A 14,113-nucleotide genomic window follows, 5' to 3' on the forward strand; every position below is an offset into this window, starting at 1 on the left:
CGTGATGGGGAAGTCCCTTCTAGGAGAAGACAATGCCCAAGCCCACCAAGGGTGCCCGCCTCGGCGGGTCGGCGAGCCACCAGAAGGCGATCCTGGCGAACCTCGCCACCTCGCTCTTCGAGCACGGCCGCATCACCACCACTGAGGCCAAGGCCAAGCGCCTGCGCCCGTACGCGGAGAAGATCATCACCCACGCCAAGGCCGGCAAGCTGGCCAACCGTCGTGAGGTGTTGAAGGTCATCCGCGACAAGGACATCGTGCATGTCCTGTTCGACGAGATCGGCCCGAGCTTCGCCGATCGCAACGGCGGTTACACCCGCATCATCAAGACGCTGCCGCGCAAGGGCGACAATGCCCCGATGGCCGTGATCGAGCTGGTGACCGGTGAGACCGTGGCCACCGAGGCCAACCGCGCGAACCGCGTGGCCGCCTCGAAGAAGGCCGACGCCGGGAGCGCAGCGAGCGGGTCGAATGACGCCGCTCCGGCCGCTGAGGCCGAGAACGTCGTCGAGGCCGTTGAGGCCGACGCGTCCGACGCCGCTGTCGAGAACGCCGAGGCCGTGGCCGAGGCCGTCGACGACGAGTCGACCGCTGCGACCGCAGTCGAGGCCGCCGACGAAGGCGCCGATGTCGACGGTGACGCCGAAGACAAGAAGTAGTCGCTGAGCGACAACGCAACGACACGACCCGTCGTCACCGATTCCGGTGACGGCGGGTTCTGTCGTCTCCGCCTCGACATCGGTTATGACGGCACCGATTTCGCCGGGTGGGCCCGGCAGGTCGGGCAACGCACGGTGTGCGAGGTGCTCGAGGACCGGCTCTCGACGGTGCTGCGGGTACCGGTGCGGCTGACCGTGGCGGGGCGCACCGACGCCGGTGTGCATGCCACCGGTCAGGTGTGCCACGCCGACGTGCCCGAGTCCGCGTTGGACACGCGGTCGATCGCCGGTGATCCGTCGAGCCTGGTGGGGCGTCTGGCGAAGATGTTGCCCGATGACGTACGCATCAAGGCGGTCTCGCGGGTGAGTGCGGATTTCGACGCCCGATTCTCGGCGTTGCGCCGGCATTACCGGTATCGGCTCACCGATACGCGGTGGGGTGCCGAACCCGTCGTCGCCCGGACCACCGCCACCTGGCGACAACCCCTCGACGTCGACGCGATGAACGCCGCGTCGCAGGCATTGGTGGGGCTCAACGACTTCGCCGCATTCTGTCGTCGACGTGAGGGTGCGACGACGATCCGTGACCTGCAACGCTTTTCGTGGGAGCGCGATCGGGACGGGGTGCTCGTCGGTCAGGTCAGCGCGGACGCATTCTGCTGGTCGATGGTGCGGTCGCTGGTGGGCGCCGTCGCCTCGGTCGGTGACGGTCGGCGTGACATCGACTGGTGCCGCGCACTGTTGACCGAGCGCGAACGCAGCCCGAAGGTACCCGTCGCGCAGGCCCGCGGGCTGTGCCTGGTCGGCGTCGACTATCCCGCCGACGATGAACTGGCGCAACGTAATGCGGTCACGCGGGATGTGCGGTCGGAGTCCTCTCGCGGGATCTCCGGCGACGCGGCGGCCGGTGATGGCTGCTGCGGCGGCTGAGTCTCACCAGGCTGAGTCTCACCAGGCTTCGGTCACCTGTCCCGCGTCGACATTCCAGCTCCGGTTGAGCCGGACGTGCTCGAGCATCCGCCGGTCATGAGTGACCAACAGCAGTGCGCCGTCATAGGATTCGAGCGCCTGCTCGAGTTGTTCGATGGCGGGCAGGTCGAGGTGATTGGTCGGTTCGTCGAGAACCAGCACGTTGGTGCCCCGGGCCTGCAGCAGTGCCAGTCCCGCACGGGTGCGTTCGCCGGGGGAGAGGTCGTCGACGGGTCTGCTGACGTGGTCGGCGCGCAGCCCGAATTTGGCCAGGAGGGTGCGGATGTCGGCGGTGGTCCAGTCCGGCAGCAACTCCTCGAACCGATCGGTCACGGTCCGTGTGCCCGCGACGAGGGCGCGCGCCTGATCGATCTCGCCGATCGCGATCGAGGTTCCGAGCGCGGCGCTGCCCTCGTCGGGTTCGATCCGGCCGAGCAGCAGCCGCAGCAGCGTTGTCTTACCTGCGCCATTCGGGCCGGTGATCCCGATCCGGTCGCCGGCATTGACCTGCAGCGACACCGGTCCGAGGGTGAAATCCCCGCGGCGCACAACGGCGTTGTTGAGGGTGGCGACGACCGAACTCGCCCGGGGCGCGGTGCCGATGGTGAATTCGAGGACCCACTCCTTGCGGGGCTCGGCGACCTCGTCGAGTCGTGCGATGCGGCTCTCCATCTGCCGGACCTTCTGGGCCTGCTTCTCGCTCGATTCGGTGGCCGCCTTGCGGCGGATCTTGTCGTTGTCGGGGGCCTTCCGGATCGCATTGCGCACGCCCTGACTGGACCACTCGCGCTGGGTACGTGCCCGCGACTCGAGATCGGCCTTCTTGCGTGCGAATTCGTCGTACTCCGCACGCGCGTGTGCCCGTGCGATCGCACGTTCTTCGAGATAACTCTCGTATCCGCCGCCGTAGACGGCGGTGGTGTGTTGCGCCAGATCGAGTTCCAGGACGCGGGTGACGCTGCGGGACAAGAACTCTCGATCGTGACTGACGAGCACGACGCCGCCGCGCATGGAGGTGATCACCGACTCCAACCGGGCCAGCTCGTCGAGGTCGAGATCGTTGGTCGGCTCGTCGAGCAGTGCGATGTCGAATCGCGAGCAGAGCAGCGCGGCCAGCCCGACCCGGGCCGCCTGCCCACCGGACAGCGCCGTCATCGGCGTCGCCTCCGGGTTCACCGTGTCGACGCCGAGGCCGAGGTCGGCGAGCACCGCGGGCAGTCGCTCGTCGAGATCGGCGGCGCCGGTGGCCAGCCAATGATCCAGTGCGGCAGCATAGGTCGCCGCCGGATCGGTGTCGCCGTCGGCCGGTGACGGCTCGGCGAGCGCGGCTGCCGCGGCATCCATCGCGACGGTGGCACGAGTGCAGCCGGTGCGGCGCGCGACGTACTCGCCGACGGTCTCACCGGCGACTCGCTCATGTTCCTGGGGAAGCCAGCCCACGAAGGCGTCGGCGGGCGCGAGCGACACCGAACCCTCCAGCGGGGCGAGGTCACCGGCCAGGATGCGCAGCAGGGTGGTCTTGCCGGCGCCGTTGGCCCCGACCACCCCGATGACATCGCCCGGTGCGACCGTGAGGTCGAGATGATCGAAGAGCGTGCGGTGGCCGTGGCCGCCGGCGATCCCGGTCGCGACCAGTGTTGCGGTCATCGGTCGGTGCCGGGGTCGGGGTGGGTGTGGGTGTCGGTGAGGTAGGCGACGATCATGTCCCCGAGCATCTTTCGCTGATGGTCGCGTTGATCGGTGGCCGCGAGATCGCGGTCGAACAGGGTCTTCCAGGTGTAGCGGTTGGCGACGCGGAAGAAGCAGAAGCTGCTGATGGCCAGGTGGACGTCGAGGGCGTCGACGTCGGTGCGGAAGATGCCCCGTTCGCGGCCGGCGTCGAGAATTCGGGTGAGGACGTCGAGAGCCGGATTACCCAGTCGCGCAACACTGGACGTGTGTTTGAGGTGGACCGCGCGCAGGATGTTCTCACCCGCGACGATGCGGATGAAGTCCGGATTGCGGTCGTGGTGATCAAAGGTGAGTTCGGCGACGTGGCGGAGCGCGGCCACCGGATCGTCGGCGATGTGGGTGACCTTCTGCTCGAGTCGCCGGATGCGGCCGTAGGAGGCATCGAGGACCGCCTGGTAGAGCCCGTCCTTGTCGCCGTAGTAGTAGTAGATCATCCGCTTGGTGGTGTGCGTCTTGGCGGCGATCTCGTCGACCCGGGCGCCGGCGTAACCCTTGTCGGCGAACTCCTTGGTGGCGACCTTGACGATGTCGGCCTTGGTGCGTTCGGCGTCGCGGCGTCGGGCTGAGGGAGCGGTCACACATGAACTCTATCGTTCGTACACTCACGGGTGTCCCGCGGCGACGGGATGCCCGGCCCCGGACCGCTGGTTTCGTCATTGACAGCGCTCTCTTGTTCGTCGACGGCGCTCGCCACCACGTTGACAGCGCTTGCCACGACGTTGACAGCGCTTACGAAAGCGCTGTCAACGTGGAGCAGAGCGCTGTCAACGTGCGATAGAGCGCTGTCAACGTGGGACAGGGCGCTGTCAGCGGTGCCCGGGTCAGGCACTGCGGCGGTCGGCGAGATCCCGTGCGGCGAGATCCCGGGACGCCTGGTCTTCGGCGGCGATGAGTTCGGCGATGTGGCGGGTCATCCGGTCGGCGTCGGGTTCGATCCCGGTGAACAGGCGCAGGGCGTCGACGGCCTGCCCGACCGCCATTCCATCGCCGGGCAGGGTGCGGGCACCCACCGCGCGTGCGGCCGCGATGAGTTCGGTGATCACCGGACGGTAGACCACGTCGGCGACCCAGAGGTCCGGCCGCAGGAGCGCGGGGTCCACCGCGATCCCGGGATGGTGGGCCATCCCGATCGGGGTGGCGTGCACCAGACCGTCGGCGACGGGGAGTGCCGCCGGGATGGAATCGATTCCGCCCGAGGTGATCTCGGTGTCGAACAGTGACCGCATCGATGCGGCGAGGGCCGCGGACCGGGTGGTGTCGGTGTCGACGAGGTGGAAGTGCCCGACCCCGGCGTGCAGCATCGCGTAGGCGACGGCCGAACCCGCGCCGCCCGCCCCGATCTGCACCACCGATCCGCGCGCCACGGGCGCGGAACCGTCGACGGGGGTGCCGAGTCCTCGGTCGAAGCTGCGCGCGAAGCCGGACCAGTCGGTGTTGTGGCCGATCATCCGGCCCTCGTCGAACACGACGGTGTTGACCGCGCCGAGACGTTGCGCGTCGGGGGAGAGCTCGTCGAGATGGGCCAGCACTCGCTGTTTGAACGGGTGGGTGACATTCATGCCGACGAGTCCGGCCGCGGCGGCCCGGTCGAGGACGGCGCCGAGGTCCAGGGTCGCCGCCGAGGCGGCGGGGACGTCGAGCACGAGGTAGCGGTAGTCCAGGCCGTGGTGGGCCGCCTCCCGCTCGTGCATCGGTGGGGTGAGGGAGCGGGCGATCCCTTGCCCGATCAGCGCGGCGACCTGGACTCCGCTGGTGGTGCGGCGAGCGGCGGAGGTGAACTCGGTGTCGAACGGTGTGGTGTCGAGCATCGGTAGGTCTTTCTGGTGATCGGGGTCGGGATCGTCCCGCCCGGGATGGATGGTGGAAGGTCAGGCCATGCTGGGCGTCGCCGCGGGTGACGCGGTCGCGCCTGCGTGCGGGGCCGGCTTCTCGCCGAGGCTCATCGTGTCGGTCTTGTGTGTCTCGATGGCGGTGGCCGCCGCGAGCGCGGCCAGCAGCGAGAAGGCGGCGACGACGATGGCGACCGGGAGCCAGCCCAACCGCCCCTCACCGAGGATCGCCGCGGCGATCAGCGGCAGGAATCCGCTTGCCATGAAACCGATCTGGGTGCCGATGGCCACACCCGAGTAGCGGACCCGGGCCGGGAACATCTCGGAGTAGAAGGACGGCCACACGGCGTTGGCGGCGGCGTAGACGACCGACTGGATGAGCAGGGTGGCGAACAGGATGGCCCAGAACGATCCGGTGGTGATGATCATCAGATACGGGAAGGCCAGGATGGCGCAGCCGAGCGCACCGCCGATGAACACCGGCTTGCGTCCGATGCGGTCGGACGCAAGGCCCCAGAGCGGCTGGCTGAACAGCATCACCAGGTTGGCGACGACGCTGACGATCAGCATGGAGGTCTTGGAGACCGCGAAGTCGGTGGTCGCGTACTTCAGGGCGAAGGTCGAGAACAGTGTGCTCATCACCGAGACGGTGGCGCAGGCGATCACGCGGAGCAGGGTGCGCCAGTGGAAGCGCAGCAGCACCAGCAGCGGGATGTCGGAGACGCCCTCGGACTCCTTGACCTTCTCGAAGACCGGGGTCTCGGGCATCGAACGGCGGATCAGGTAGGCGACGATCATGACGACGGCGCTGAACCAGAACGGGACGCGCCAGCCCCAGCTGAGCAGGATGTCCTCGGGCAGGGCGGCGACCGGGATGAAGGCGAGGGTGCCGACGAGCAGGCCGGCCTGGGTGCCGTTGAGCGTCCAGCTGGCGTAGAAGGCGCGCTTGCCCTGATCGGCGTGCTCGACGGTGAGCGAGCTGGCGCCGGACTGCTCACCCGCGGCCGAAAGGCCCTGCAGCAGGCGGAGAGTCACCAGCGCGATGGGGGCGGCGATGCCGATGGCGTGGTAGTCGGGGAGGCAGCCGATCGCGAAGGTGGCCAGGCCCATCAGGATGAGGGTGAACACCAGCACGCGCTGGCGGCCGATCCGGTCACCGAAGTGACCGAGGACCACCGCGCCGATCGGGCGGGCGATGTAGGCGACGCCGAAAGTGGCGAAGGATGCCAGGGTTCCGGCCGTCGCGGAGAAGTCGGGGAAGAAGATCTTGTTGAACACCAGCGCCGAGGCGGTGCCGAAGATGAAGAAGTCGTAGTACTCGACCAGGCTGCCCATGAAACTGGCGAGGGCCGCCTTGCGCGGCTGGGCGGCCGGCAGGTCGGGGGTTGTCGTGGTCATCAGTCCTCCAAGGTGTGCTCGCCGACACGTGGTGCCGTGCGTGTGACTGACGATACAAAGGACTTTCGTCCCGGTCAAGACAACTAACCAGATCGTTCATAAAAACTTTGAATTGCCTGGTGGAAGGGGTTTGTGTTGTGGCGGGGCGTCGAGATTGTTCGGGCAGCGATGAACCATCTGGTACATTCGGCACCACGTGTTCCAGCTCACAGGAGGCGGCAACCGTGTCCCTGACCCAGTCCCTGAACGGCGGTGCCCGCGACGTGGCGATCCCGGCGGCTCGCACGTCGATCGCCACGGTGTGCCTGTCCGGCACCCTCGACGACAAGCTCGATGCGATCGCCGCCGCCGGCTTCGGCGGGGTCGAGATCTTCGAGCCCGACCTCGTCGCGTCACCTCGACGCCCGGCAGAGCTGGCGCGGGCAATCGGCGATCGGGGGCTGCGGATCGACCTCTATCAGCCCTTCCGCGATCTGGACTCCGATGATCTGAAGCGGTTCGACCGCAACATGATTCGGCTCGAGCGTAAGTTCGACGTGATGGACGAGCTCGGTTGCGAGCTGCTCCTGGTGTGTTCGTCGCCGCTGCCGTCGGCGGCGGCCGACGATGCACTCCTCGTCGACCAGCTCGGCGCCGCCGCGCAACGTGCCGCCGAGCGGGGCAAGCGCATCGCGTATGAGGCCCTCGCGTGGGGACGTCACGTCAACGACTATCGGCACGCCGCCGGCATCGTTGCCGCCGTGGGGAATCCGGCCCTCGGAACGTGTCTGGACAGCTTTCACATCCTGTCACGCGGCGCGGATCCGTCCGCGATCGCGGATCTGCCCGCCGACTCGATCTTCTTCCTGCAACTCGCCGACGCGCCACAGATGACGATGGATCTGCTGCAGTGGAGCCGTCATCATCGTTGCCTGCCCGGTCAGGGGAATTTTGATCTGACCGGCTTCATGCATCACGTCCTCGCCGCCGGCTACGACGGGCCGTGGTCGCTGGAGGTGTTCAGCGACGTCTTCCGCCACGCGGATCCGGAGCGCACCGCCCGCGACGCGCATCGCTCACTGCGCTACCTCGCCGAGTCGACCGGGGCGTCCACCGGTGCCCGCCGGGCCGATCCGCCGGTGGCCGGCGGGGTGGTGTCGATCCGGGTGGCGGCCGGCCCGACGTCGGCACCCGCGGTGGGAGAAACGTTGCGGCAGATCGGTTTCGATCTCGGCGGCATCGACAGCAGGACCGGACTGCAGCTGTATCGCGACTCCGATCTCGCGATGGTGGTGGATCCGACCGTGGGCACCGTGTGGACCGCGCCCGGAGCCGCCGGCGCCACCCCGACCGTCGCGCAGATCGGTCTGCGGACCGACGATCCGGCGGCGTGGGCCGCGCGTGCGGCCGAGTTCGACGTGCCGGTGGCCCCCGTCGCCGCGCCGGGCGGGAGCCGGGACCCGTCGGTGGCCGAGGTCGTCCGCCTCGACGTGACCGACGCCTTGTCGATCGACCTGCGCCCGGCACCGTCGGCGGCGCTCTGGCAGCGCCACTTCGACCTCGTTCCGCGCACCGCGACCGAGCCGCCGTCGCTCTACACCGGCGTCGATCACGTGGGGATCGGCATGAGCCCGGCCGACTGGGAGGGCGCGATGCTGTTGCTGCGCTCGGTGTTCGGGATGGCCGTCGAGGACGGCCTCGACGTCCCCGATGCCGTCGGCACCATGCGCAGCCAGGCACTCACCTCCGGTGACGGCGAGGCAGCAGTGGTGCGATTCGTCGCATCCCTGGTGCCGTCACGACTCGACGGGGCCGGCCCGCCCCGTCGGCGCGGTGGGCTCACGCATGTGGCCTTCGCCTGCGACGACATCATCGCGACCGCCCGGGCATGCGGTGAGCGGGGATTGAGCGCACTACCGATCCCCGAGAACTATTACGACGACCTGCAGGCGAGATGCGATCTGGCACCGGAGATCGTCGACGACCTCCGGCGCCATCACATCCTGTACGACGCCGACGACACCGGCGGGGAGTTCTTCCACTTCTTCACCCCGACCATCGACGACGAACTGTTCTTCGAGGTCGTCTGCCGTCGCGGGGGCTACCGCGGATACGGGGAGGTCAACTCCCCGGTCCGGGTGGCGGCGGCACTGGCTGCCGGCGGTTGAGGTAGCCGGCGGTTGAGGTCGGTCAGCTACGAAGCTTGCGGCCCTGCGGATCGCGCACGCTGCCGACGAACATCATGATGGCGTCGACGAAGACCCAGATGCCGATACCCGCGAGGATGAGCCAGCCGATGAGGAACAAGAAACCACCGAAGGCCGCCCCTCCTCCACCGGTGGACGCCGCTGCTGCGATCGCACCGACGATGATCAGGAACCAGCCGAAAACGTTGCCGCCGAGCTGGAAGCAGGCGATCTTCATGTCGCCGATGTAGAAGCGTCCGGCGGCGAAACCACCGAGGAACAGCTGCAGGAGCCCGGCGGTCAGCTTGCTCTTGTCCGACAGCGGCTCACCGGTCAGCGGGTCGACGTTGTATGCGCCGTAGCCCGGTTGGGCGCCGTACGCGCCGTAACCCGGCTGGGCCCCGTAACCCGGCTGGGCCCCGTAGGCGGGCTGGGCGCCATAGGGCTGCGCACCGTATCCCGGCTGGGAACCGTAACCGGGCTGGGAACCGTAACCGGGCTGGGAACCATAGCCGGGCTGGGAACCATACGGGGACTGGCCCTGATCGCCCGGCTGTCCGGGGTGCTGCGGATAACTCATGCGCCCATACTCTCACGGCTTCCCGGGATCGGGCGTCCTGGCGTCATCCTTCTGACAGACCCGGGGACGTCATCGATTCAGGTGGCGCTGCGTTCGTCCTCGATGGCGTCGAGGACGGCCTCGACGGTCTCCTCGTCGCCGACGAACTCCTCGGGACGGACCCCGCCGGTCGACATCAGTTCACGCCAGTTCTGCGGATCGAAATCCACCGGATCGGTCCGTTCCAGGAAACCGGTGACCACCTGCACGAACCGTTCGGGGTCGTCGTGGAAGGGGAAATGTCCCGCGTTCGGGAACGGCACGAGTTCCGAATGCGGTATCGCGGCATGGCCGATCAGCGCGTGCTCGTAGGGGATGACGGTGTCCTTCTCGCCCCAGATGAACAGCACCGGCAGCCGTTCGGTGAGGTAACACCGGTCGAGCATGGTGACGGCCTGCCCGCGCCAGTCGACGACGGCCCGCAGGGTCCGCAGGAAAGCCGCGGAGGCGTGCGGATCGGCGAGATCGCCGAGGACCCGGACGAGGTCCTCGTGGTCGTTGAGTGCGTTCTTCGGGGAGATGGACCGGGGGACGAAGGGAACGTGCGGCAGCGACACCAGGGCCGAGGTCGCGGTACGAACGGCCGGCATCACGCCGGGAATACGCAGCAGGGTGAGGATCTCGTTGACCACCGGCAGCGTCGCCAATCGCAGGGCCGGGTTCACCTCCCGGGTGACACCGCCGGCCGCGACGAGTACGAGCCGCTCGGCGAATCGCGGGAACTGATAGCAGAACTGCATGGCGACACCACCGCCGAGCGAATGTCCGACGACGGTGACCTTGTTGATGCCCAGCACGACGAGCAGATCGCGCATGCCGTTGGCGAAGGCCGGGACGGAGTAGTCGGCGCGCGGTTTGTCCGAGCGGCCGTGCCCGAGGAGGTCCGGTGCGATCACCGTGTAGTGCTGGGCGAGCATCGGGATGATCTCGTTCCAGGTCGACGAGTTGTCGCCGATGCCGTGGATCAGCAGCAATGCCGGACCGCTCCCGGCGATCCGGTAGGCGCGTCGATATCCGTGGATCGTGTGGTACTCCACCCGTACCTCGGTGTCGGAGACCGGCCGCAGGTTGGGGGTGGCCGACGCCTTGGGGCGGGTGGCTGTGGGACCCGGGGGCTGTGGTCCGGACACGGTGAACTCCTCGACTTCACGGCGTTGTGAAAACGCTTGTCGGCGGTTTTCTTCCGCCGGATTCTAACTGTCGAGTTAACACCAGGTTGGGACTTTTCGCCCGTCGTGTTGCATCGAGTTAACGTGCCGGCGAAACCCTCGGCGGGCCCCGGCTGCGGCGGCGTCGCGCTCCGCGCACGACCTAGGGTGGACGGTGATGAATCCCTTCGACATCGACTCGTTTCTCGCGACCGGCGGCGTGATCGGCCTGTGCGTGCTGATGTTCGTCGAGACCGGCATCCTGATCGGGTTCCTGTTTCCCGGTGACTCGGTGCTCTTCACCGCCGGAGTCCTTGCCGCCCAGCCGAATCCGTTCGCCTCGGTGTGGTGGCTGTGCATCGTGGTGCCGATCTCGGCCGCCCTCGGCGATCAATGTGGCTACTTCATCGGTCGGCGCGTCGGCCGGTCGGTGATCGAGGGACGGATGCTGGCGGCGGTCGGACCCGACTACATCGACCGCACGCACCGCTACTTCGAGCGTTATGGGCCGCTGACCGTCTTCTTCGGCCGTTTCATCGGCGTCGTGCGGACGCTGACCCCGCTGGTCGCCGGGTTCAGCGGCATGCCGCATCGGGTGTTCACCCTGTTCTCGATCCTCGGCAGTTTCTGCTGGGCCGCCGGGATCATCCTCCTCGGATACTTCCTCGGCCAGGTACCGCTGATCCGCGATCACCTCGAGGTGTTCATCATCGCGTCGGTCCTGACGGTGGCCGTTCCGATGGCGATCGGGGTGACGCGCCGTTATCTGCAGCGGCGGCGGGGAGCGGCCCGGAACGAGGTGGGTGATCGCGAGGCGGGCGGTCAGCCGTAGAACGGCTCCTCGTGCCGCATCGGGGCGAAGTCGTCGGCCACCGTCGCCGCGAGGTCGACGAAGGCGTGGCGGGTGGCCTTGCTGACCAGTTCGAGGTCCACATCGGCACCCTCGGAGAGGTGGTCGTCGAACGGGATGACGTGTACCGCACGGCAGCGGGTGAGGAAGTGCTGCGCGAGTTGATCGGTGTCGATCGTCGACGCCCCGGGACGCGACGCGCTGAGCACGACGATCGCTCGGGACACCAGATGCCCGTGCCCGTGCGCCTGTAACCAGTCGAGCGTCGCGCCGGCGCTGCGGGCCCCGTCGAGCGCCGGTGAGGACACCAGGATGATCGTGTTCGCGAGGTCGAGCACGCCACGCATCGCCGAGTGGGACAGTCCGGTGCCGCAGTCGGTGATGATCAGGTTGTAGAACCGCTGCAGGATGGTGATGACGCCGCGGTACTCCTCTTCGCTGAACGCCTCGGCCATCGCCGGATCCCGTTCGGAGGCGAGAACCTCCAGTCGGCTCGGCGCCTGCGACGTGTGGGCCCGGACGTCGCTGTAGCGGTAGACATTGTCATCGGCGAGCAGGTTGCGCACCGTCGACGCGGTCTGCTGTGGGACGCGCTGGGCGAGGGTCCCGAGATCCGGGTTTGCGTCGACGGCGATCACCCGATCACCACGCAGCGACGCGAACGTCGAGCCCAAACCGACTGTGGTGGTGGTCTTTCCGACGCCGCCCTTGAGGGAGAGCACCGCGATGCGATAGTCGCCGCGGACCGGCCGGCGCAGCCGCTCGAGGAGCTGCTGATGGCGCAGATCCTCGGCGGAGTCGCCCGGGTTGATGGTCCCCGCCGAGAGGGTGTGGACCGCACGTCGCCAGCCTCGGCTGGGCGCCCGACGGGCCTTGCGCAGCAGCGCGACCTCGTCGAGGGTGGGCCCGGGCGCATGGAATCCGTTCGGCGCCGGTGCGGGAGTCGGTGGTGCGGATGCGTGTACGGGTGCGAGGTTCGGCGACGGGACGAATGCCGGTGGGGGCGGGCCGAATCCGGTCCCGGGTTGCGGGTGATGGGTCGCGGGCATCGGCTCGGGTGGGGGAGCCGATGGCGGAGTGGCCGGCGGGAACACTCCCGTTTCCGGTGCGACGGTCGGGTGCGGCATCGGATACCCGGGGGCCACCGCGACCGGTGCGCCCGGTCCCGGGGCGGCGTCGGGCGGGGTCGGGTGCACGGGTGGGGTCGGGTCGACGGGCGGCACCGGAGCGAACTGCAACCAGGGCGGCGGCATCGGTGCCGGGAGATCCGGTCGGGTCGGTTCCTGTTGCGCCGTGTGGTCGTGAGTCATCGTTCCCCCTGCCCTCGATGGGACCTTGGTCATTGCTCCTGGGTCCATTGCTGCTGGTGATCGCAGTTCGGCGAGTTTATACACGGCGCCGCCGTCGACGAACGGTCTCGGGTGAGATTCGCCGAACCGGGGGCCTGTGGATTGTTGCGCTGCACGGCCTGTGATCTGTGGCATCATCTCATCTCACTGTGATCGGCGCCCGATTCATCCCAGTCGACCGAGATGCCGGTGAAAAGAATTTCGGTCGAGATGGAACCGATGAGGCGGGACGCGCGTCCAACGTGAGGAATCAAGAGGGGGACATGATGATTGATCACGCCGACCCGCCGGTGCACGGCGGTGACCATCCGACGTCGAGCGCGCGATCCCGAGATGGCGGTGTCTCGGTGGTGACCACCGCCGAGGGACTCCCACTGACGGTGCGCATCGCCGACGCGCGGTTGTCGAGCCCGCCGCAGGCGCTGGCCGACGAGATCCTCCGGCTGTGCCGACAATCGTCGATGGCGGCCGGGATCGCGCTGCGCCTACAGTTGGCACAGTCGGGCACTCCTGCCGACGTCCTGGACTCGCTGGGCCTGCCCACGCCGGACGATCTGGCCGGGCAGGAACTCCGCGATGATGACGATCACGGCGCCCCGGCGTCCTGGCTGCGGTCGGTGTAGGCGAGATGACCTGGGCGATGGACGAATTGGAGGCCCGCGCGGCGTCGCAGTTGGGACGTCTGCAGGATTTCTCGGAGGCGCTGGCCGGGATTCGGGTGCGGGAGACCTCGGCCGACGATCTGGTGACCGTCGAGGTGGACGGGGCAGGGGCACTGACCGGACTGTGGCTTGCCGATGTCCCCGCCGGATTCGGCGGGATGCGCCTCGGCGAATCGATCGCGGCGACCGCGATGCGCGCGGCGCATCGCGCCTTCGCCCGGCGGGCCGAACTGACCGAGGATTTCGCGGCCGCGTTCACCGGGTGAACCGGCAACCACATCACCACGCACCACATCAACACGCATTCACATCGACCACGCCGGCGACGTAGGTGTGTTGGATCAACGAAGTCGATCAACCCAGCCGATCAACAAGGGGGAGAACGTGGACGACGTCACAGTCACTCCGGGAACGCTCGAAGGTTTCGCGGCCACCCATGCCGCGATCGGAGCCGCGGTGGCCTCGGCGGGGGCGGTGAACGCTGCGGCCACGACAGCGGCCATGGTCCCCGTCTTCGGTCTCATCGGGCAGGAGTTCTTGGGCGCCTTCATCGGCGCACAGGCCAATCACCTTCTGTCCGTGGGCAATCTCGCGGCGGTTCACGCCGCCACGGCGGCCGGGGCGGTGGCCGGTCTCGCCGAGTTCGAGGCCGTCGACGCCGCCAATGCCGCCACGCTCCGGGCGGGGCGGTGACCGGCGGGAACCCCGGCGCCCCGGGGCCGGCGCCGGCGATC

At 68.3% G+C, this 14,113-nt stretch carries 14 protein-coding genes; 7 read left to right on the forward strand and 7 right to left on the reverse strand.

The window, feature by feature from the left end:
* The first annotated feature begins 32 nt into the window (after positions 1-32).
* Positions 33-659: a 50S ribosomal protein L17 gene (gene rplQ / locus ABLE94_RS15690; protein ID WP_348809214.1), complete on the forward strand. Its 627-nt coding sequence runs from the start codon at positions 33-35 to the stop codon at positions 657-659.
* A gap of 3 nt (positions 660-662) precedes the next feature.
* Complete coding sequence (gene truA, locus ABLE94_RS15695) at positions 663-1,589, forward strand: tRNA pseudouridine(38-40) synthase TruA (protein ID WP_348809268.1); 927 nt, start codon at positions 663-665, stop codon at positions 1,587-1,589.
* An 18-nt stretch (positions 1,590-1,607) separates the two neighbouring features.
* Here the strand turns inward: truA and ABLE94_RS15700 are convergent, their stop codons facing one another.
* The 4 genes from ABLE94_RS15700 to ABLE94_RS15715 form a co-directional block, all read right to left on the reverse strand.
* The gene (locus ABLE94_RS15700; protein ID WP_348809215.1) at positions 1,608-3,275 is read right to left on the reverse strand and encodes an ABC-F family ATP-binding cassette domain-containing protein; all 1,668 of its coding nucleotides are present in this window, start codon (positions 3,273-3,275) and stop codon (positions 1,608-1,610) included.
* Complete coding sequence (locus ABLE94_RS15705; RefSeq protein ID WP_348809216.1) at positions 3,272-3,937, reverse strand: TetR/AcrR family transcriptional regulator; 666 nt, start codon at positions 3,935-3,937, stop codon at positions 3,272-3,274. The genes ABLE94_RS15700 and ABLE94_RS15705 overlap by 4 nt, the downstream gene beginning before the upstream one ends.
* A 243-nt stretch (positions 3,938-4,180) precedes the next feature.
* Complete coding sequence (locus ABLE94_RS15710; RefSeq protein WP_348809217.1) at positions 4,181-5,167, reverse strand: shikimate dehydrogenase; 987 nt, start codon at positions 5,165-5,167, stop codon at positions 4,181-4,183.
* Positions 5,168-5,227: 60 nt separating this feature from the next.
* Positions 5,228-6,586, reverse strand: a complete 1,359-nt coding sequence (locus ABLE94_RS15715) for an MFS transporter (protein WP_348809218.1) — start codon at positions 6,584-6,586, stop codon at positions 5,228-5,230.
* Between the two features lie 224 nt (positions 6,587-6,810).
* Between ABLE94_RS15715 and ABLE94_RS15720 the strand changes: the two genes are divergently transcribed.
* Positions 6,811-8,733, forward strand: a complete 1,923-nt coding sequence (locus ABLE94_RS15720; RefSeq protein ID WP_348809219.1) for a sugar phosphate isomerase/epimerase and 4-hydroxyphenylpyruvate domain-containing protein — start codon at positions 6,811-6,813, stop codon at positions 8,731-8,733.
* A gap of 22 nt (positions 8,734-8,755) precedes the next feature.
* Here ABLE94_RS15720 and ABLE94_RS15725 read toward each other — a convergent pair whose 3' ends face one another.
* A complete protein-coding gene (locus tag ABLE94_RS15725) occupies positions 8,756-9,331 on the reverse strand; it encodes an NINE protein (RefSeq protein WP_348809220.1) in 576 nt (191 codons plus the stop codon).
* 77 nt (positions 9,332-9,408) lie between these two features.
* Positions 9,409-10,500, reverse strand: coding sequence for an alpha/beta fold hydrolase (locus tag ABLE94_RS15730; protein WP_348809221.1), 1,092 nt, complete (start codon positions 10,498-10,500; stop codon positions 9,409-9,411).
* A 196-nt stretch (positions 10,501-10,696) separates the two neighbouring features.
* Between ABLE94_RS15730 and ABLE94_RS15735 the strand changes: the two genes are divergently transcribed.
* On the forward strand, positions 10,697-11,350 hold the full coding sequence (locus ABLE94_RS15735; RefSeq protein WP_348809222.1) for a DedA family protein: 654 nt from the start codon (positions 10,697-10,699) through the stop codon (positions 11,348-11,350).
* Here the strand turns inward: ABLE94_RS15735 and ABLE94_RS15740 are convergent.
* Positions 11,341-12,726, reverse strand: coding sequence for a MinD/ParA family ATP-binding protein (locus tag ABLE94_RS15740; protein ID WP_425476216.1), 1,386 nt, complete (start codon positions 12,724-12,726; stop codon positions 11,341-11,343). The genes ABLE94_RS15735 and ABLE94_RS15740 overlap by 10 nt on opposite strands.
* A gap of 254 nt (positions 12,727-12,980) precedes the next feature.
* On the opposite strand from ABLE94_RS15740, the gene ABLE94_RS15745 reads away from it, so the two are divergent.
* From ABLE94_RS15745 to ABLE94_RS15755, 3 genes are all read left to right on the forward strand, one after another.
* Positions 12,981-13,340 (forward strand): hypothetical protein, encoded by a 360-nt coding sequence (locus ABLE94_RS15745; RefSeq protein WP_348804501.1) that lies wholly within the window; start codon positions 12,981-12,983, stop codon positions 13,338-13,340.
* Between the two features lie 5 nt (positions 13,341-13,345).
* Positions 13,346-13,645 carry a YbaB/EbfC family DNA-binding protein gene (locus ABLE94_RS15750; protein WP_348804500.1) on the forward strand — a complete coding sequence of 100 codons (300 nt, stop codon included), beginning with the start codon at positions 13,346-13,348 and terminating at the stop codon, positions 13,643-13,645.
* Between the two features lie 118 nt (positions 13,646-13,763).
* Entirely contained in the window at positions 13,764-14,072 is a 309-nt protein-coding gene (locus tag ABLE94_RS15755; RefSeq protein WP_348804499.1) for a type VII secretion target, read from the forward strand.
* The last annotated feature ends 41 nt before the right edge of the window (positions 14,073-14,113 follow it).

The organism is Gordonia sp. VNK1 (assembly GCF_040049135.1).
Lineage (GTDB): Bacteria > Actinomycetota > Actinomycetes > Mycobacteriales > Mycobacteriaceae > Gordonia > Gordonia oleivorans.